At 46.5% G+C, this 18899-nt stretch carries 14 protein-coding genes and 1 tRNA gene; 8 read left to right on the top strand and 7 right to left on the bottom strand.

What is annotated here, in order from left to right; translation table 11 throughout:
* Positions 1–40: 40 nt before the first annotated feature.
* Positions 41–427 carry a VOC family protein gene (locus QT996_RS00185; RefSeq protein WP_333043800.1) on the top strand — a complete coding sequence of 129 codons (387 nt, stop codon included), beginning with the start codon at positions 41–43 and terminating at the stop codon, positions 425–427.
* Between the two features lie 120 nt (positions 428–547).
* Here QT996_RS00185 and QT996_RS00180 read toward each other — a convergent pair whose 3' ends face one another.
* Positions 548–1165, bottom strand: a complete 618-nt coding sequence (locus QT996_RS00180; RefSeq protein WP_333043799.1) for a CP12 domain-containing protein — start codon at positions 1163–1165, stop codon at positions 548–550.
* Between the two features lie 494 nt (positions 1166–1659).
* Between QT996_RS00180 and glpX the strand changes: the two genes are divergently transcribed.
* The 3 genes from glpX to QT996_RS00165 all read left to right on the top strand — a co-directional run bounded on the left by glpX (position 1660) and on the right by QT996_RS00165 (position 7360).
* Positions 1660–2697, top strand: coding sequence for a class II fructose-bisphosphatase (glpX, locus tag QT996_RS00175; protein ID WP_333043797.1), 1038 nt, complete (start codon positions 1660–1662; stop codon positions 2695–2697).
* Positions 2698–2842: 145 nt separating this feature from the next.
* A complete protein-coding gene (locus QT996_RS00170) occupies positions 2843–4135 on the top strand; it encodes a glutamyl-tRNA reductase (RefSeq protein WP_333043796.1) in 1293 nt (430 codons plus the stop codon).
* A 216-nt stretch (positions 4136–4351) separates the two neighbouring features.
* Complete coding sequence (locus QT996_RS00165; RefSeq protein ID WP_333043795.1) at positions 4352–7360, top strand: UPF0182 family protein; 3009 nt, start codon at positions 4352–4354, stop codon at positions 7358–7360.
* Positions 7361–7510: 150 nt separating this feature from the next.
* Here the strand turns inward: QT996_RS00165 and QT996_RS00160 are convergent, their stop codons facing one another.
* From QT996_RS00160 to QT996_RS00145, 4 genes are all read right to left on the bottom strand, one after another.
* The gene (locus QT996_RS00160) at positions 7511–8179 is read right to left on the bottom strand and encodes a hypothetical protein (protein ID WP_333043793.1); all 669 of its coding nucleotides are present in this window, start codon (positions 8177–8179) and stop codon (positions 7511–7513) included.
* A gap of 252 nt (positions 8180–8431) precedes the next feature.
* Positions 8432–9385, bottom strand: a complete 954-nt coding sequence (locus QT996_RS00155) for a PIN domain-containing protein (protein WP_333043791.1) — start codon at positions 9383–9385, stop codon at positions 8432–8434.
* Between the two features lie 240 nt (positions 9386–9625).
* The gene (locus QT996_RS00150) at positions 9626–11254 is read right to left on the bottom strand and encodes a site-2 protease family protein (RefSeq protein ID WP_333043790.1); all 1629 of its coding nucleotides are present in this window, start codon (positions 11252–11254) and stop codon (positions 9626–9628) included.
* A gap of 345 nt (positions 11255–11599) precedes the next feature.
* Positions 11600–11673, bottom strand: a tRNA-Arg gene (locus QT996_RS00145).
* A gap of 939 nt (positions 11674–12612) precedes the next feature.
* On the opposite strand from QT996_RS00145, the gene QT996_RS00140 reads away from it, so the two are divergent.
* From QT996_RS00140 to QT996_RS00130, 3 genes are all read left to right on the top strand, one after another.
* Positions 12613–13287 (top strand): Npun_F0813 family protein, encoded by a 675-nt coding sequence (locus QT996_RS00140; protein WP_333043788.1) that lies wholly within the window; start codon positions 12613–12615, stop codon positions 13285–13287.
* 559 nt (positions 13288–13846) lie between these two features.
* Positions 13847–14905 carry a hypothetical protein gene (locus QT996_RS00135; RefSeq protein WP_333043786.1) on the top strand — a complete coding sequence of 353 codons (1059 nt, stop codon included), beginning with the start codon at positions 13847–13849 and terminating at the stop codon, positions 14903–14905.
* Positions 14906–15059: 154 nt separating this feature from the next.
* Positions 15060–16043, top strand: a complete 984-nt coding sequence (locus tag QT996_RS00130) for a hypothetical protein (RefSeq protein WP_333043785.1) — start codon at positions 15060–15062, stop codon at positions 16041–16043.
* 14 nt (positions 16044–16057) lie between these two features.
* Here the strand turns inward: QT996_RS00130 and QT996_RS00125 are convergent, their stop codons facing one another.
* Complete coding sequence (locus QT996_RS00125) at positions 16058–16333, bottom strand: LapA family protein (protein WP_333043784.1); 276 nt, start codon at positions 16331–16333, stop codon at positions 16058–16060.
* 363 nt (positions 16334–16696) lie between these two features.
* The gene (locus QT996_RS00120; RefSeq protein ID WP_333043782.1) at positions 16697–18130 is read right to left on the bottom strand and encodes a phosphoglucomutase/phosphomannomutase family protein; all 1434 of its coding nucleotides are present in this window, start codon (positions 18128–18130) and stop codon (positions 16697–16699) included.
* A 238-nt stretch (positions 18131–18368) separates the two neighbouring features.
* Here QT996_RS00120 and QT996_RS00115 point away from each other — a divergent pair, with 238 nt between their 5' ends.
* The gene (locus QT996_RS00115) at positions 18369–18554 is read left to right on the top strand and encodes a hypothetical protein (protein WP_333043781.1); all 186 of its coding nucleotides are present in this window, start codon (positions 18369–18371) and stop codon (positions 18552–18554) included.
* Positions 18555–18899: the final 345 nt, after the last annotated feature.

Raw genomic sequence — 18899 nt, 5'->3', positions numbered from 1 at the left:
AACATTTTTTCATCTTAACATCAGTTAGAAGACACAAAATATGATTGGATACGTTACACTCGGTACCAACGATATTGAAAGTGCAGCCAAGTTTTATGATGTTTTGCTTGCTGAAATTGGCGCTCGACGATTCATGGAATTCGACGGATTTATCGCATGGAGCGTTTCTCCAGAGCTACCAGCACTTGCTATTACAAAACCATTTGATGGTAACACAGCAACTGTTGGCAATGGAGTAATGATAGCTCTTAGAGTTGACAGTCCAGAAAAAGTCAACTTAGTTTATAACAAAGCGATCGAACTTGGGGCTAAGGATGAAGGAGCTGCAGGACCTAGAGGCGTGTTGCCGGGGTTTTATGCGGGATATTTTCGGGATCTTGATGGGAACAAGCTGAACGTGTTTTGTATGATAGGGCCAAACACTTAAGATTTTTATTTTTCGTGAAGCTCGCCGAACAAAAGCTATTTCCGATCGTTAGCTATTAGTTATCAATCCATAAATAAGAGTTGATAACTAATAACTAATGGCTAATGACTAATAACTCAATTAACTCTCGTACATCCGCGCTTCAGCAGCCTCGGGATTTTCCTCGCAATACTCGTCAAAAGCCGTTTTTTCAAGCTTCATCGATCGCTGGTGAGAAGCCTCAGCCTGCATTTCCTCTACAATATCCCACGCTACCGCGCACTCTCTAGATGTAGCACCTTTCTCGGCACAGATAGTTCTGGCATCCGCGATCGCCTGTTCGATTTGTTCCTCAAATAAAACACTTTTCGGCTTCTCGACAAAATCGCTTTTTGTCAAGATATCCGTGACCGAAATAATGCCCACTAGCTCGTCCTTAATCACCGGCGCCCGGCGGATGCGGGTATTCGCGAACAACCTAGCCACATATTCCACGCCCAAGTCAGGATTGACCGTAATGCAAGGTTTGGTCATAATCTCGAAGACGCGGACTTTTTTCGGGTCTACTCCGTAGGCTGCTACTTTATAGACAATATCCGTTTCTGTCACAATACCGTAGGCATCTTGTTCGTGGCGGCGTTCCACAATTAACGCGCGCAAACACAGATCGTTCATCATCGCCACTGCTTCAGCTACAGTTGCCGAACCGCGAATGGTAACAACATCTGTGGTCATAATATCTTGGGCTTTCATCATCATTTTTTATTCCTTTCCGCTTATAAAGTCTAGTGCGTCCCGATTTGGGGCTGTCCATTTGATTTGTGATCATCATTAGGACTTACCCTCAGAAACCCGGTGTCTACCAAAATGTTGGGTTTAGTAACGATGAATCCGGTCTAGCAACCAGGTTGGTGAGAAATCGTGCGATCGCAAACTAATCATAAAACCTTTAACGGCACTCGGGATGACAAGTTGCCTGAAACAGCCCCTCGCTCCCCCGGAACCTCTGGAGTCGGCGATTTAGCGCTCAGACGGGGCTAGCGTGCGATCCTCCAAGCAAGAGTGAAGTATTGGGGCGATCGATCTTTAAGCTGGTTGGACTCAGATTTTCCAGCCCCAGTCTCAAAGAAGCAAAAGTTAACACAAACTAAGCAACTGCTTGCGCTCGCACAGATCCCCGGCTCTGATAAACTTGATGGCTGGGAGTGCAAAAGAGCACAAGGCACGCATCAGCAGTTGGGAGGATCTAGTTCGTGGACAATGTAATCGGTTTAGAGATTATCGAAGTAGTTGAGCAGGCAGCCATCGCTTCCGCTCGCTTGATGGGCAAAGGCGAAAAAGATGAAGCCGACAGAGTGGCTGTAGAAGCCATGCGGGAGCGCATGAACAAAATTCATATGCGCGGCCGCATCGTGATCGGCGAAGGCGAGCGCGATGACGCACCCATGCTTTACATCGGCGAACAAGTAGGTATTTGTACCCGCGAAGATGCCAAAGATGTCTGCAACCTAGATGAATTGATCGAAATTGACATCGCTGTTGACCCCTGCGAAGGTACTAACCTGGTAGCTTACGGTCAAAACGGTTCGATGGCAGTTTTGGCAATCTCTGAAAAAGGTGGTTTGTTTGCGGCACCGGATTTCTACATGAACAAATTGGCTGCTCCTGCGGCTGCTAAGAATCATGTAGATATTCGCAAGACGCCAACCCAAAACCTCAAAATTATCTCTGATTGCCTCGGCCGCAGTATTGAAGATTTGGTGGTGGTCGTGATGGATCGCGATCGGCACAAAGGTTTAATTAAGGAAATTCGGGAAGCGGGTGCAAGAGTTCGGCTGATCAGCGACGGCGACGTTTCGGCAGCGATTTCTTGCGCGTTTTCTGGTTCCAACATCCACGCACTTATGGGTATTGGCGCTGCACCCGAAGGTGTGATTTCCGCAGCAGCAATGCGCTGCTTGGGCGGTCACTTCCAAGGACAGTTAATTTACGATCCGGCTGTTGTAAAAACTGGTTTGATCGGTGAAAGCAAAGAAAGCAATATCGCCCGCCTGAACTCCATGGGCATCACAGACCCAGACAAGATTTACAATGCTGAAGAGTTGGCATCTGGAGAAACAGTTCTGTTTGCAGCTTGCGGGATTACTCCCGGAACGCTGATGGATGGAGTTCGCTTCTTTGGCGGCGGCGCTCGCACTGAAAGTTTGGTAATTTCTTCTCAGTCGAAAACTGCTCGGTTTGTGGATACAATCCATATGTTTGACCAGCCGAAATCTTTGCAATTGAATTAGTGATTAGTTAGGGGTTAACAGTTAAATGTTAACAATTAACAGTTAACGGTTAACAGTCACCGGTGATTAGCAATTAGCGATAAACTAATAACTAATAACAGGTGACTGTTAACAACTAAGAAAGAAATAGTGACAAATCACAGATATGAATATTGCAGTCGTAGGTCTCAGCCACAAAACAGCGCCGGTTGAAGTTCGCGAAAAACTAAGCATTCCAGAACAGAAAGTTGAAGCGGCGATCGCCCAATTGCGAGGCTACCCCCACATTCAAGAAGTTGCTATTCTCAGCACTTGCAACCGCTTAGAGATTTATATTGTTACCAGCGAGTCGGAGCCTGGTGTGCGAGAGGTTATCCAGTTCCTTTCGGAATGCAGTAAAGTTCCTTTGCAGTCTTTGCGTCCTCACCTGTTTATTTTGCTGCACGAAGATGCGGTAATGCACTTGATGCGAGTGGCTTCGGGTCTCGACAGTTTAGTGCTCGGAGAAGGACAAATTTTGGCTCAGGTGAAACAAACTCACAAACTCGCCCAGCAGTACAAAGGTGTCGGCAGAATTTTAGAGCGCTTGTTCAAGCAAGCTCTCACAGCAGGGAAGCGAGTTCGCACGGAAACTAGCATCGGTACTGGTGCAGTTTCTATCAGTTCGGCGGCGGCAGAATTGGCTCAAATGAAGGGTCAGCATTTAGCAAGCAGCAAAATTGCGATTATCGGTGCTGGCAAAATGTCGCGGCTTTTGGTGCAGCATTTGCTCTCAAAAGGAGCTAGCCATATTTCCATCGTCAACCGTTCGGTGCGGGGCGCGCTGGAGTTGGCAGGCCAGTTTAAAGATGCTGAATTGCACCTATATCAGCTCTCGGAAATGATGCAGGTAATTGCCGCTTCTGACTTGGTTTTCACCAGTACGGCAGCTACCGAGCCGCTGTTAAATAAAGCTAAATTGGAAGCTGTTTTAGACCCGAATCGCCCTTTGATGTTGGTGGATATTTCTGTACCGCGCAACATTGACTCAGATGCGAACGAACTCGCTAATGTGCGATCGTTTAATGTGGACGACTTGAAAGCAGTAGTAGCTCAAAATCACGAAAGCCGCCGCAAAATGGCAATGGAAGCTCAAGGCTTGCTGGAACAGGAAGTAGAGGCTTTCGATCTCTGGTGGCGCAGTCTGGAAACTGTTCCTACTATTAGCTGTTTGCGGGATAAGATAGAATTGATTCGGGAACAAGAATTAGAAAAAGCTTTATCGCGTCTTGGTTCGGAATTTTCGGAGAAACATCAAGATGTGATTGAATCTTTAACAAGGGGGATTGTGAATAAGATTTTGCACGATCCGATGGTACAGTTGCGCGCTCAGCAGGATATTGAGGCGCGACGACAAGCGATGCAAACTTTGCAAACACTGTTTAATTTGGATGTGGATGTCAATCAGCAGTACAGCTAGTTTGTCATTAGTCATTGGTCATTAGTCATTAGTCAGTTGACAGGAAAGCAGTTGCCAGTTGACAGGAAAGCAGCAGTGATATTATGTCCGGTCAATTACCCTTAATAAAAATGCCTTCCACCCTTGCGGCAAAAGCATCGTTCGGGATGGGCAATTGCTCGGACTTGATATCAGTTATCGTTCAACCAATAACTAATGACTACTAACTAAGGACTAATGACTAATAGGCGAATTTATAAAATAATGCTACTAATTGCGGGCCTATGGCTGGTTGTGGAGTTAGCCTCCCGCATTGTGGCAGAAATTCTCTGGTTTCAGGAAGTTGGATATCTTCAGGTTTTTCTGTTAAAGCTGAAAACTCAAGGGTTACTGGGGGTAATTCCAACTGGCACTTCTGTTGTTTTTTTGATAGGAAATTTGGCTTTAGCCCGCCGCCTGCAACATCCCGCAGAGGAAATGAAATCGCCGGTTGCGGGGGCGCTATTCGCTTCACTGAGGGCGAATAAAACTGGGAAGAATTACGAATTACCTGTTGCTAAATCCCAAATAACCTTTTCCTGGCTGCTGTTGGCGGTATTCGGATTGACTTCGATCGCAACTTTGACACTAATTCACTGCGGGCTGTTAGCTGCAAACAGCCTCACCTATTTCGGTATAGTTGACAATTTGCCGACACCGCCCGTGCAGTTTGGAATTGAGTCAATCCAGCAAATAGCAGTGCAGCTATTTTTTCACTGGTGGCAGTTGGGTTTGCTGCTGGGGACAATGTTAGCTGTGGCAATTAAGCCGGATTTTTGCCTGCGGGCGATCGCCCTTTTTCTCAGTTTGGCGATCGGGCTGATTGCCGCCAGTCGCTGGACAAATGTTTTGCAATATTTTAACCCTACTAATTTTAACACAACCGACCCTCTTTTTAATCAAAATATTAGCTTTTATGTATTTATTTTGCCAATCTTAGATTTGCTAGACTTCTGGCTAACAGTTGTCTTTTTGTACGGTTTAGTATCTTGTGCTTTAACATATTTGCTGTCGGGAAATAGCCTGAGTCAAGGGATATTTTTAGGGTTTTCTCGATCGCAGCAGCGGCACTTGTACGGGTTGGGTGCAGCTTTAATGCTAGCCGTTGCATTCCGCTACTGGCTGGGACGCTACGCCTTGCTGTATGCGCGGGGAGACGTTACTTACGGGGCGAATTATGCTGATGTGACGGTGCGACTGCCCTGCTATGGATTTTTGAGTATTTTGGCGGGGGCGATCGCACTTTTGATGGTGTGCCAAGTTTACCCATTCAAAATAAAAAATGAACTCATAAAAAAGATTATTTTAGCGTGGCTAACTTTAAGTTTGTTGGGAACTTGGCTGCTGCCAACAATGGTGCAGCAACTCCTAGTTAAACCCAACGAACTAGCACGAGAACAGCCGTACATCCAGCACAGCATTGCCTTTACTCAAGAAGCCTTTGACCTCAAACAAATTGAAATAAAAACTTTCGATCCCGCCGGAAAGCTTACTTATGCCGACTTAGAAAAAAATCAACTTACTATTAGCAACATCCGGCTGTGGGACAAGCTGCCGCTGCTAAAAACCAACCGACAGTTACAGCAAATCAGACCATATTATACCTTCCTTGATGCCGATATCGATCGCTACACAATCAAAAATGAAAAATCAAAAAAGGGAGATTCTGAAAGCCAACAAGTGCTTCTGGCGGCGCGGGAATTAGATTACACAGCAGTTGCACGCGAAGCTCAAACTTGGGTGAACAAACACCTGGTTTACACTCACGGTTACGGCTTTACTATTTCTCCCGTAAACACCGTCGGTGTCGGCGGTTTACCCGATTATTTAGTCAAAGATATTGGAGTTGCAGCCCAGACAGGAGAGACTGCTTTGGGAGTAAATAGCGATCGAATTCGGGCCAGTATTCCGATCGGCTACCCGCGAATTTACTACGGCGAAGTAACCGATGCAGACGCCATGACGCCAACAAAAGTCAAAGAATTCGACTATCCCAGCGGCGAAGACAATGTTTACAATACTTACAGCGGTAGGGGCGGAATTAATCTCGGTTCTAGGTGGCGGCGCTGGCTGTTTGCTAATTACCTCAAAAATTGGCAAATGGCGCTGACCCGCAATTTTACGCCAGAAACCAAGTTACTTTACCGCCGCAATATCAACAAAAGAGTCCGGGCGATCGCTCCTTTTTTGCGCTACGATTCTGACCCGTATTTAGTAGTAGCAAACGCCAATCTTAGCAATGATGATATAGAAAAAGAAAAAGATGAAAATGGCAACGAGATTAAAGCTCCACCCTCGGCAACTGATAAATCTCCCAACTATCTTTACTGGATTATCGATGCCTATACAGCAAGCGATCGCTATCCGTATTCTGATCCCGGCAATCATGACTTTAACTACATCCGCAACTCCGTCAAAGTAGTGATTGATGCCTACAACGGGTCTGTTGACTTCTACGTTGCCTATCCCTCCGATCCGATTATTAACAGTTGGATTGCTATCTTTCCCGGACTCTTCAAACCCCTTGACAAAATGCCTCCGGCTCTCCGCAAACATATCAGGTATCCAGTAGATTTGTTAAGCATTCAATCGGAACGCTTGCTAACTTATCACATGGAAGACCCGCAGGTATTCTACAATCGGGAGGATTTGTGGCGAGTTCCCAATGAAATTTACGGTAGCGAACAGCAGCCCGTAGAACCGTATTATTTGATTACTAAACTGCCAACGGAAACAGCAGAAGAATTTATTTTGCTGCTACCTTTTACACCAGTAAGTCGCAACAATTTAATTGCTTGGATTGCAGGGCGATCGGATGGTGGCGATTACGGAAAATTGCTGCTGTACCTGTTCCCCAAACAGCGATTAGTTTACGGCCCGGAACAAATAGAAGCTTTAATTAACCAAGATCCGGTTATTTCAGAACAAATATCTCTCTGGAATCGCCAGGGTTCCAAAGCACTTCAAGGAAACTTATTAGTAATTCCCATAGAACAATCTTTACTGTATGTGGAACCTCTTTACTTAGAAGCCGAACGCAATAGTTTGCCAACTTTAATCAGAGTTATTGCTGCCTACGAAAACCGCATCGTCATGGCAGAAAATCTTGACTTGGCACTCAAGGCACTTTTTCAGAAACAGTCTACCAATAAACCCGCAATTGTGCGACCTGTAGAAGGAACTCAACCAGCTTTAAAGAGTGAATGATATCACTTCCGGTTGCACCCGTCACTATTGTTGACTGTTGATTGTTGGCAGTTGACTGTTGACTGTTGACTCTGGGTCGAAAAACTAGATGCTTGAGTGTTAAGTGTTGACTGGGTTTTATTATTCCGATGCAACCGGAAACGATATAAATTACTGCGATTTCTGTTCGCTAGCAGCCTTGATATCCTGCCACCAAACATCGACATAGGGCCAGATCAAAGTCTCATCTCCTCCAGAATCTACTTTCACTGTCACCTCATAACGGTCAATATGCGTGAGTTCGCCAGTTTTGCCATTCAAATACAATTGTTTGGGATGGTCGGTGATAATTTCTACCCTTTGATTCAACAGCGGTAGCATCTGGGTAGAAGAACCCTGAAACGGATTTTTGCCTTTGAGCACATAACCGCCAATCAAAGATAAGTACATTGAAGCTAGGAAAAATACTGTACATAAACCCACAATTACCAGTGTTTTTTGTTGTGAAAAACTGGTATAAACCCTCGCATATCCTACGCTCATAGTTCCAAAAAATAACAAATTTGGCAGGTACAGCCCATCTTCCAGAAACACGCTACCAAAAAACATGAGGGCTATCTGAAAACCCAATAATGCAGCCACCCAACTCCCGCCAGTTAGCAACGATGCAGATAGTAGCCAATTCATTGTTATAGTAAGGGCGATCGCCATTGCTATTGTCCCAAGTGGTGCTGCATAATCGTACTGTCTGAAGGGAAGAAGAACAAAAAATACTAAAGCATAAGCAAAACCCGCAAAAGCCAGTGCTAATCCACTAATTATTTCGTTCCCGTTCAGCATGGCGATGGATTTTTAGAGCACTAAAGTGAAGCGTTCATCTTCTGTTGTGATAGTAGCCGTTGAAAACTCCCCGCGGGCTAAGGGCAGCAAATCTAACCGTAGGGTAGTCCACGAGCAGCTTACCGCTATATTTAGAGGAGGCAACTAATTTGTGAACCAAGCGTGCTATCCCAGTTTCCCAAGGTGCAAGATTAACGATGACCGAAGGCACAAGTCAGCCGTATCTGAAGGTGAAATTTTCAGAAAACCCGATTATTTTTTAGGGTCGATCGACTTAACAAATTGTTGCACAGGCTGTGGTAGAGCCGGCACAAAAGTCTTTCTAAAACCCTTAACATCGAACACTCGCCACAAAATACCCACCGCTACCGTCAAGAAAAATAACGCTCCCAAAAAATTGAACGCACCAGACAGAAAACTGCTGTCCCTTTTTTTCGGAGGCGTAATATGTTTCATGCGATATACAGCCGGCTCGTAATCTCTCGACTCCTCGCGATTGCGCCGCGGTGTTTTGGGGCGCGAACTCGCACTACGGCTCTCAGTCAAACCCGTTTTATTAGTTTTAGTAAAACTGCTGGGCGACTTCAATTCAGAAGCGCCGCGCGTCCCCGTTAACTTACTAGCAGAAGCCCCCGTTTGGCCTACCCCAGCATCCTGAATTCTGCTATTAGAGCGCTGAGTCAATTTGCGCTCGGCGAGGGTACGCATCAAACTTTGCAATTGCTGAGTCGCAGCCGGCGGGCGTTCCCCTTTCCTAGCCCAATTTAACAGCATCGCCCCGGTAATCCCGCAGAGATTCGTAGCGCCTACAGAAGCCAGCCGCTTCAGCAGAGGCTGGCTGTTGGACACAAAAATCACCAATGCCTCCGGGTGTTCGGTCGCCAAACCGTAAACGCACTGAGCCGTTGCCACCACGAGCATTGCTGGCTTGCTTTGATTTTTGATCGAAGGTTCGAGAGCTCGGTGTGTTTCCTGAGCGTCAGTTGCTATCCAGCCACTGTCTGCAAAAAAGCGCATAAACTCTCTAGCTACTTGCTCTTGCTCTTTTTCCACCGCCTGCCCTGTCAGACGATCTATTTCGTCGTACACTACTTCCGGGATATAGCAAGTTCCCACCTTGGCATATTCTTGCCACACTTGGGTTCTGCCAGTCATTAAAACATCTGCATCAAAAGTTACCAATACAGGAGGAAGTTGATTAGCCATGACTTTATCCTATAGGCTCAGATAAGTTATTTAAACTTAATCGATCAAGTTTAAACAAATTTTGGGTTATAAAAAAATCAACTTTTGGTAGTAGAGAAGTTGCCCTGGGCGGGGGTCTTAATGGGAAATTAGTAGTTAGGAACCCGATCGCCCGAAATTCCCCAGTTCGATCGCTCAATTCCTATATTCCACTAATTTACCGCAACCCAAGAGCCTATTACCAAAAACGCGCGGCTGCTGTTAGTTGCCGATTCCCAGACGGCCAGCCAAAGCCGGAGTCAACGGCAACAGCGCAGCAATCATCAAGAACAAAGCTAGCAAACCCAAAGCCGCGCGAGCATCGTCAGGCTCAGTCAGCTCGTTGAGGCTCGGCCGCTCCAGATTCCGCTGTAAAATCAGAATCACGATCGCCCAATACAGAGCCAAAGGATTACCTAAAGAAACGATCGCCAGCACCACAAAAGTCGCCAAAGTAGTGCGACTGGCTATTTTCCGACCGTAGATGGCTTGCACAATTCTACCCCCGTCCAACTGTCCCGCCGGCATCAAATTAATCGCCGTTATTACCAAGCCCAACCAACCGATAACTACCAGCGGGTGAACGTCAACAATCTGCTGCTGCAACGCCGAACCCAAAACCACTTTGGCCAAAGTTCCCACCAAAACCGAGCCCTTGAAAAATTCTGCGGGAATTTGAAACAAACTGCCGGGGTGAGACAGCAGCAAACCCGTTACCAGCATTAGCAGAGAAACTATTCCCCCAGCCGCTGACCCGGCAAAAGCGATGTCAAACAAAACTTTACGGTTGGGCAGCAGCGACTCAAAACGGTCGAGCGCTCCAAAACAACCTATCTGCAAAGTTGGTATAAAAAACGGCCAACTCAAGCCAACCTTGTACCGATTTGCCAGCACTCGGCGAGCCATTTCCCCAGAGCCTAAAACCACCCAAATTCCGACCGCAATTGGCAGAACTTCTAGATATCGAGTCGGCGAGTTAAAGAAATCGAAACCCAGCAGCAAACCGCCTGTCTCTAAGCTGGTAGCAATTGTTGCCAGCAGCAGCACGACTGCTAGGATTTTTTGAGACACGGTTGTTGGCTGCGGGTCGTTGGTGCTGGGCAAGATAATAACTACGGGCTTGTCGTCCTGATTTTCTACTAAAAATAGACGGTAGCGATCGTTTAATCTCTCTTCCAAACTTGCCGTCAAACGTGAGTGTACTTGTTCTGGGTCTCCCCGGAGATTACCTTTGAGAATTACGCCATCTTGATAAGGAATCGTTTCTGTGGCAAAGAAAGTATCAATTCCAAAGATGCCTTTAATTGCATTCAGGTCTTCAACTGGAACGGGAATAATTTGTAATTCATTATTCGCAGGCGACGAAGTGACGATTTTAATGGTTTCTGGGCCTGGTGTTCGCTGCGACTCAGGGGCCGAGAAAGCATCGCTTTGGGACTTTACCTCAGCAGCATCCGGCCGCGGCAGCACTGTATCAGATGCAGCCTTACGCAATTGCCGGCCCAGATAAATGTACAATCCCGTGGATGCCACTAGCAGCAACAATACCGCAACTAGATTGAGGTAAATTCCGGCGGCGAACAAACCAAAGAACAGCAGCCAGGGACTCATCAGCGCAACAGACTGCAACCAAGCCAAAATTCCCAGTTTGCCAAAAGGTCTGGCGCGATAAAATCCCCAACCCAGAATTCCCAGAGCAACCAATACGAGCGCAATTGTTGCCGTATTTTCCGATGCCACTATAGGCATTCCGGTTGCTTGCGCCAATATAGGCTTTAATCGGTCGATCGCGCTGCGGTCGAGTAATAGCATTAAATTTTGGGGAACATGAAATAGAGTTGTTGGGAACATATCCAAACCTGTCGGAAACTAGCCTGATTACTAAGGATAACCCCTGAGGGCTACTCGGCCCACAACCTGCTGCTGGTGCTGTTTGAACATTGCAGGATCTAGACTATTGACACAATAGCCTTTTTATGATACCACATCCGATGTGGCAAATATATACTCAGAAGGGTAGCAGTGTCGATCGCCCCGAAGCAGGCAGATTGGTCTGGGTGTGGCAGGCGGGGCTTGTTTAAGGATTTGTTTCGGATTCGGGCATCGGAAACAAATCCGAAGCCAAATAAGATCTCAGCCGCTCTTTCCTTCGTGGTAAAAAGTGCTGAAACCCTTGAGATAATTAATTTTCTGTAACGGGTACGGCAGGACTTGAACCTGCGGCTCGCTGCTTAGAAGGCAGCTACTCTATCCAACTGAGTTACGCACCCAACTCAAAAATCGCTAACAAGATTATTGTATCGGTGCAGTGTGCGATCGAGCAAGTAAATTATATGATGACTTACGCAGAAACCGCTTCGATGTAGAAAAAGACGGCGTGGAGCGCGGCATGGCTGGGGAAAAAACCAAGGTGATGAGAGTTCCTGTGCGTCCTCTTCCTGTATCTCACCCAAGCTGGAGGGACTCACCTGCAAACAGCACACTTGTAAACTTACCCTCAAAACTAGGTAGCACGTGAACTCGCGTAAAGTATTTAGAGGTCGAGTTGAAACCAAAATATTTGGTCGATCGCATCTCTCCCAATTAAGACGGAACTCAGACAGCACAAGAGTCACAGGTGCTTTTTCCCAGATTTCTATTGGTTATGTTAACATCCCCTAGTGGCAAAGCCTAAAACGCTGACCGCATTACCGAAAAACCAGAGATCGTCCCCTGATTTGAGGTATGAGTTAAGACAGAATGACTGATTGGCTGATGTTTAGTTATGTTTGCTAACATTCTGCTCGACTTGATATTTAATAAAAATGTGGTAGAACTAGATTGAAAGACTCAGGTGAAAATCCCTGATGGTACGGAGCCTCTATATAAGCTTCCTCTACGGCATCAAAGCAAAACAGTCAATCGCCCGCTCGGCACGAGCGCGAAAATCAAGCGTTGCCAGTACAGCAGTCGTAAATTGTGCGCGGGGGATTTTCCTTCGTGCATTGATTTATACGCCAAGGCGGAGAGACTATCTCAGCTTAGATATTTGTTAGCATTTGTTAGCAAAAAAGTATCGGAACGCTTGAGGAGAGAACCATCTCTGGGTGATCGGGAGCAATCCTGCTAATTTAAGTGGACTCGCTGAATCAAGAATCCCCTCGCCTTTAGGCATGGGGAGTGTCAAAAGCACAGCACCTCGGCCATGACAGGAGTCAAATCGCAGTGTCATGTTTATTCTGAAACGGCAGGATGTTGAAATAACCAATTATCAACACCCAAAACGGGATCAACAAATTCCCATTCTCAATTATCAGGGGCAGACTTTTCGCCTGATCAGCGCCTTCAACGGCAAGCAAGCAGAAGACGCCAGAGCCTTGTGGCGGGACTTAACCGACAACCGAGGCAAAGCCTGTGTTCTGCTAGAAGAGCCGGAGCGATATAGCGTCTGGGGAAAAGTCCGTTTAGATCAGCTTGCCGGTGAAGAACCGGCAGGTAATGAAGCAGCCAAAGCACCGCTGTTCGCGCAGGGTTGTCTGCTGCTGCTCCAAGCTGTTTACTTCGATGTAGAAGACCTCTTAGGCGCAAGGCAAGCCACATCGTTTCAGAAAGATATCGCCAAGGTATTTCAGCAGGGAAACTTCCCCCAGGCAGACTCCCCTGATGCGATCAAAAACTGGCTAACCGTTAGTCCCTTGCAAAATCACAAGGTGCCTGCTTGGCAAGAGCAGCATCTCAAAACCTTATTGCAAGAACTCCACCGTTTGGGGAAATCATATTTTGGCAATACGGACTTCGCTGAGGGAGTCAGCGATGTGCTGCAAGATATGCCAGCCCCGGATCGGACTCAGTTTCTAGATTGGCTGAAACAATCAGCCCTCAACAAATTGTGGATCGCAGGATAGAAAATCTTTGACAATTGCTCAGACAATTGGACTGAGATAATTGAGCTTAGATAATTGCACTGTAGGGGGTAGGGGATATAGAGGTTGGATTGCCAACTTGTATTGACCAACCAAATTGTTGATTCGGTTTGGATGCCACCTATGGTCTGGCAATTTAACTAAGTTTAGATCGCACTGCCCACCCAGAATTATTGATATGAGTGGGGGAGTGTGAAAGCAAAAAAACAGATACCTCAACCTGTGATGGTAGAATTTCAGAGATAGATTGGGTACTGTAAAAACCTTAAGGGTGGAGACATATACCGTATTTCTATCATTATATTTCCGGGTAGAAGATCGACTAACGACTAATTTATTGAATTAGTCAATAGATATTATTCTTGCTTAGTCTTTCTAGAGTGTACGAGGGCGCAAATCCCGACGACACACTGAGGACGCCAGTTATTCCGGAAGCGTCAGATCGAGGTTTTTTAAGGTTTCTTGGCGAAAGAATCCTCGTCTCCAATCAAAGATTGAGATGGGGTGCGTTCAACCGCTAGTTAGGTCTCGTGGAATCCCTATGAGTAGCACTTCAGAAAAGTCATCTACATCTTCATCTTTACTGTCAGCTCAGACCCTAGTGATTGCGGGCATTGTCTGGGCTGTAATGGCGCTGCTGTTCTTTTTGCTGTTCAGCGTCCCCCTCTCAGCAGAAGAGGGTTTACCTCTGTGGTACTCGATCGGCACTTATATTTTTGAATGCGGAGCATACTTGGGAGCGGCTTTAGTCTGTTTTAGAAACTGGCAAAGCCCGCACATGGTCAGCGGGCGCAACGTCTGGCTGGGCATTGGTCTGGGGATGCTGTTCTATTTCCTAGGCGGCGTGCTGTTCGGGATTTGGGAACTCTATTTCGGGTTAGACCCGGACGTGTCTCCCGCAGATGCGTTTTATCTGGGCAGCTATGTGGTCCTGATCGGGGGCATGGTTGTAGCTGTGACTTCCAAGCGACTGAATCTAGAAATTTGGCAGTGGGGTTTGTTAGCGGGAATTGCAGCCTTCGGGATTGCTGTAGCTATTTGGGTTGCTGCACCTGGCTCTTGGAGGGCCCAGCTAGGAATGGCTCCGGCAGCCACTCAAGAAGTAGTGACAGAATCTGAACCAGCAACCACTGCCACAGGAAGAGCGCCTGCTTTGGACAATTCGTCCAAGATACAGGCAAAAGGAGCAACAGCGACTGATCCTGTATCCGCACCCGAAGAAGCAGCAGCAGAAATCAAAGCTCCGGCATGGGTGATGGCACTGGACAAGCAACTAGCGCCTCACAAAAATGCAATCAATTTGTTTTACATTGTCGGGGACGTTTTTCTGCTAATTATTGCTACTGCACTGCTGCTGGCATTTTGGGGAGGACGTTTTTCCCAATCTTGGAGAATGATTGCGGCTGCGACTTTTTCGCTTTACATCGCAGATATGTACTTTAAATGGCGCGATACTCAGGCTGAGGGTAGTTATCAAAGCGGCAGTTTGCTAGAAGTCTTTTTTGTTTTCAGCGCCATCCTGTTCGGAATTGGAGCTATCTTGGAACATGACATCTCAACCCGTTCTCGCCAGAGCAGGCGCACTCGTCGCGCAGCGTAGCGATTTGAGATTGGGGTTGCTTTGGCAAGCGATGGGGACGCGAAAGCTTTTTTGCCCTTGTCGGCATCTCTGAGCTTGAAATTAAAAACGAAAAATCACAGTTCGCTGACCGCTAGCCTGCGTCTTTTCACGTCTTTTTGCTGGAAAACTTGGCATGACGCCTACAAAACTCTCCGATTCAGACAAACGCGAACTCATTAGGCTGTACCGACAGTCGAACGAGAATACTATCACTCTGGCAAAGCGCTACGGAGTGAGCAGTTCGACTGTGAGGCGCATCCTTCAGGGGGCTTTGTCGGGGCCGGAATACGAATCTTTAGTCCAGCAAAAACAAAAGCGTTTGTCCGATCGCAGCAGTGTTTCTGAACCGACAGAGGCGACTACTGAGTCGTCGGCAAATGGCGAAACCGATCCTGTAGGTGTCCCCCTGTCCGAGTCAGTCCCAGTCCGTCACTCAGCCTCAAATTCGAGACCGACGATCCGAAAGCGTTCTGGAGCAGTCCCTCAACCAGTTGCAGAACTTGAAATTCGACGAAATGTAGAGTCGGATTTGGATGTTTCTGATCGGCAAGATGCCCAAGCAGCCAATCTTGCAGATCAGAGCCACCACGCTGTTGTGACTGGTGAACTAAAGGCAATGCTGCCAGCAGAAGGGCTGCTGGCAGGTGAAGACTTTAGCGATTTCGAGGACGACGAGGATGATGATGAGGATGAAGACGATTTAGATGACGACTTCGACGAAGATGTAGAGGATGAAGACTCTCTGTTTGAAGGCAGTCTCCTGGGTTCCCTATCGTCGGGCGAGTTGATCGAGCTTCGGGGTACAGGACTAATTCAAGTTTTGCCTTTAAGCGAAGCATCTCTGCCCAAAATTTGTTATTTAGTGGTCGATCGGGCTGCAGAGTTAATTACCAGACCCCTAAAAGCTTTTGGCGAACTGGGTCAAATTCCTGTCGCAGAAATTCGCGAGAAAACCCTGGCAGTGTTTGACAATCACCGAGTGGCCCGCCGATTTGCTACTCGCAATCAAAGAGTTTTCAAGATTCCTGACAGCAGTATGCTGCAAAAAGCAGCACCCTATTTGCGAGCTAAGGGAATTACTCGGCTGCTGATTGACGGTCAGGTATATTCCCTTTAAGGGATCAAATCTATTTAATATTGTACGGTGTCGGATTCTTCTGGATTTGCCGGAAATTTACGACTAGAGTTTTGGGAATCTGAAAAGTTCCACAACGGTTGCAGTAGCGCACCTCCGATCAATCCTGCACTTATGCTCATTGCCAATACTACTCCTACGGGCATTTGTATCGATTGAAAAAAGATAAAGTTTAAGGATACTGGGGCGGCGTTTTGCACTGAGATAATGCCGATCGCGCTTACTAAAATTGCTACTAAAAAACTAATGGCGAGCAGAGGAATTGTTTTCATAAACGGGTTGACAGGCTAATAATTTAACTTGTATACTTCTTTATAATTGAAATATTTGTTAATTTTTTATTTTTGCAAACACCCCATTATATAATGAATGTACAATAAGGTTAGGGGAAAAGTCAAGTAGAGACGGAAAAAATAGAGAAGTTTTTTTATTAAAAATTTAACAAACATAAATGAATTTACACTTCCCAAACTTAAACAAATTCAAGTCTATTGCAAATATATAACTAGCCCAGCAGTATCGATGATTAATGTTCAGAGGCTTTGCGAGAGTTATCAAAAATACGTAAGGTGCGCTTGGCGCACCTCACAATCCCAAGCCCTAGGGGAAAAGCCCCCGTTGGAATAGGTAGAAATTTAAACAGGTTCTAACTGAGAAATTACCTTTTCCATGTATTGAGCAACTTGGCTTTCTTTTTCCACAGAATTGGTTTCCATGTAAACGCGCATCAAGGGTTCGGTTCCCGAAGGTCGCAGCAGTACCCAGCCACCGTCTTCAAGATAAAGTTTAATTCCGTCTTTGCGGCCGATTTCCTTAACACCAATACCTGCTACTTCTGTGGGGGGATTCTTGGTAAAAGATTCCAAAACGGCTGCTTTGTGGGCGTCATCTAGGTGCAAGTCCAAGCGCTTATTGTACAGGGGGCCGTCGGCTTCTTTAATGGCTTCTTCAACTAGCTGAGAAAGCGGTTTCCCTTCATAGGCGATCGCCTCCGCAACTAGCATATCAGCCAAAATTCCGTCTTTTTCGGGAATGTGACCCAAAACACTCAAACCGCCAGATTCTTCGCCACCGATGAGTACCGCAGTTTCCCGCATTTTTTCGCCGATGTATTTAAAACCAACTGCGGTTTCGTAGATTGTTAAACCGTACTTGGCGGCCAAATTGTCCAGCAAGTGGGTAGTTGCGACGGTACGGACGATCGCCCCAGTCAAGCCTTTATTCTTAACCAAGTGACGCGCCAGCAGCAACAGGACAGTATTTGGAGTCAAGACATTTCCCAACTCGTCAACAATACCAAAACGATCGCTGTCGCCATCGGTAGCTAAACCCAAATCAGCCGAATCCTTCTTAACAGCTTCCACCAACTCCACTAACTGTTCGCCCTTGGGTTCGGGCATTCCGCCGCCAAACAGCACATCGCGGTAGGTGTGAAAACTTTCGACATCACAGCCGCAGTGTTCCAAAACCCCGTCGAGATAGCCGCGAGAAGTCGAGTAGAGAGCATCATACTTCACCTTCAACTTAGCAGAGCGAATCCGCTCCACATCGATCAAAGTATAAAGAAACTTCAGATATTCAGGTTTCGGGTCAAAACTGGAGATTTTATCGTTGTGACTGCCTTTGGCTGGGGCATCAGAAGCACCAGCAATATTTGCCACAATTGTATCAGTAATTTCCGGGGTTGCCGGGCCCGCGTAGTCGGGGATGTATTTGATGCCGCAGTAAGGTGCGGGATTGTGCGAAGCCGTGAACATCAGGGCTCCTGCAGAGTTGAGATGCTTGGCGCTGTAGGCGATGACTGGTGTGGGGCAATCTCGATCGACCACTTTCACAGTCCATCCCAAATCTGCCAATACTTCAGCCGCCGTGCGGGCGAACTCGTCTGCCAGAAAGCGGGTATCGTAGGAGACTAGAACTGGGTGGTCTTTTGTGTAAGCGGTTTCTAGGTAACTGGCGATCGCCCGGGTGACTTTTCGCACGTTGGCAAAAGTAAAGTCATGGGCAATCAGTCCTCGCCACCCATCGGTTCCGAACTTAATTTCTGTTGAATTGCTGCTAGCGCTCATTTTATCCACTTCCTCTCGTCCTATTAATCCTACCCGAAGGCATAGCCTTAAAGACGTACTGGCCGTGCTGTTTGTGAGGATCGATCGCCCGTGCTACCCAATCAACCTAATCCTATCGTTGTAGGGACAGGCTTCCGGCTCCGACAGAGGACTTGAAAAACTCAGAGTTGGCAAAATGTGGGAGGGATGGGGCTAGTCAGTCGCTAATTCCGGTTTTGAAGGGTCGTTTGCCGATCGAATGGACGACGATCAATTGCGGGCGATTCCCTACGGGATAGCTTCGCTTCACGGGGAAGATAAAAAACTGAGCGCAAAAAACCACGCTGGCAATGGCATTAACGAAATGCACATAAATCTCATCCTAATATCAAATTTAATTTTTTATTTAGAAAAGCCGATCGTTAAATTTGTTAGGATTTCCTAACAATCACAAGGCTCAAAATACATTTCTAATTCAGCTATAAAAATAAATTAACCAAAGTCACCGCTAGATCGTGCTGTAGCCTAGCTTATTTAAGAGATTAGGGCGATCGACCAAAGCACTCCAAAACAAAGATAAGGTATTTCAAGCAGCAGTTTTTTTTAAGCAGACTTAACTTTAACTGTCAGCTTTTAAGACAAATTAAATTTATTTCCCGCCTTCTTTATACGTCAAAAAAATAGATTATGGTCGCGATCACAGGGTGACTGTGATCGATCGCACAATAAATAGCGTTATTAACGTGCAACTTATAAAAGATGCAGACAGTCGAGCCAAATGGCTTATAGC

Origin of the sequence: Microcoleus sp. S13C4 (genome assembly GCF_036700865.1) — a bacterium.
In the GTDB taxonomy this organism is placed as follows: Bacteria; Cyanobacteriota; Cyanobacteriia; order Cyanobacteriales; family Microcoleaceae; genus Microcoleus.
Note: the sequence above shows the minus strand (reverse complement) of the source record. Positions and strands in the feature narration are given on the sequence as shown.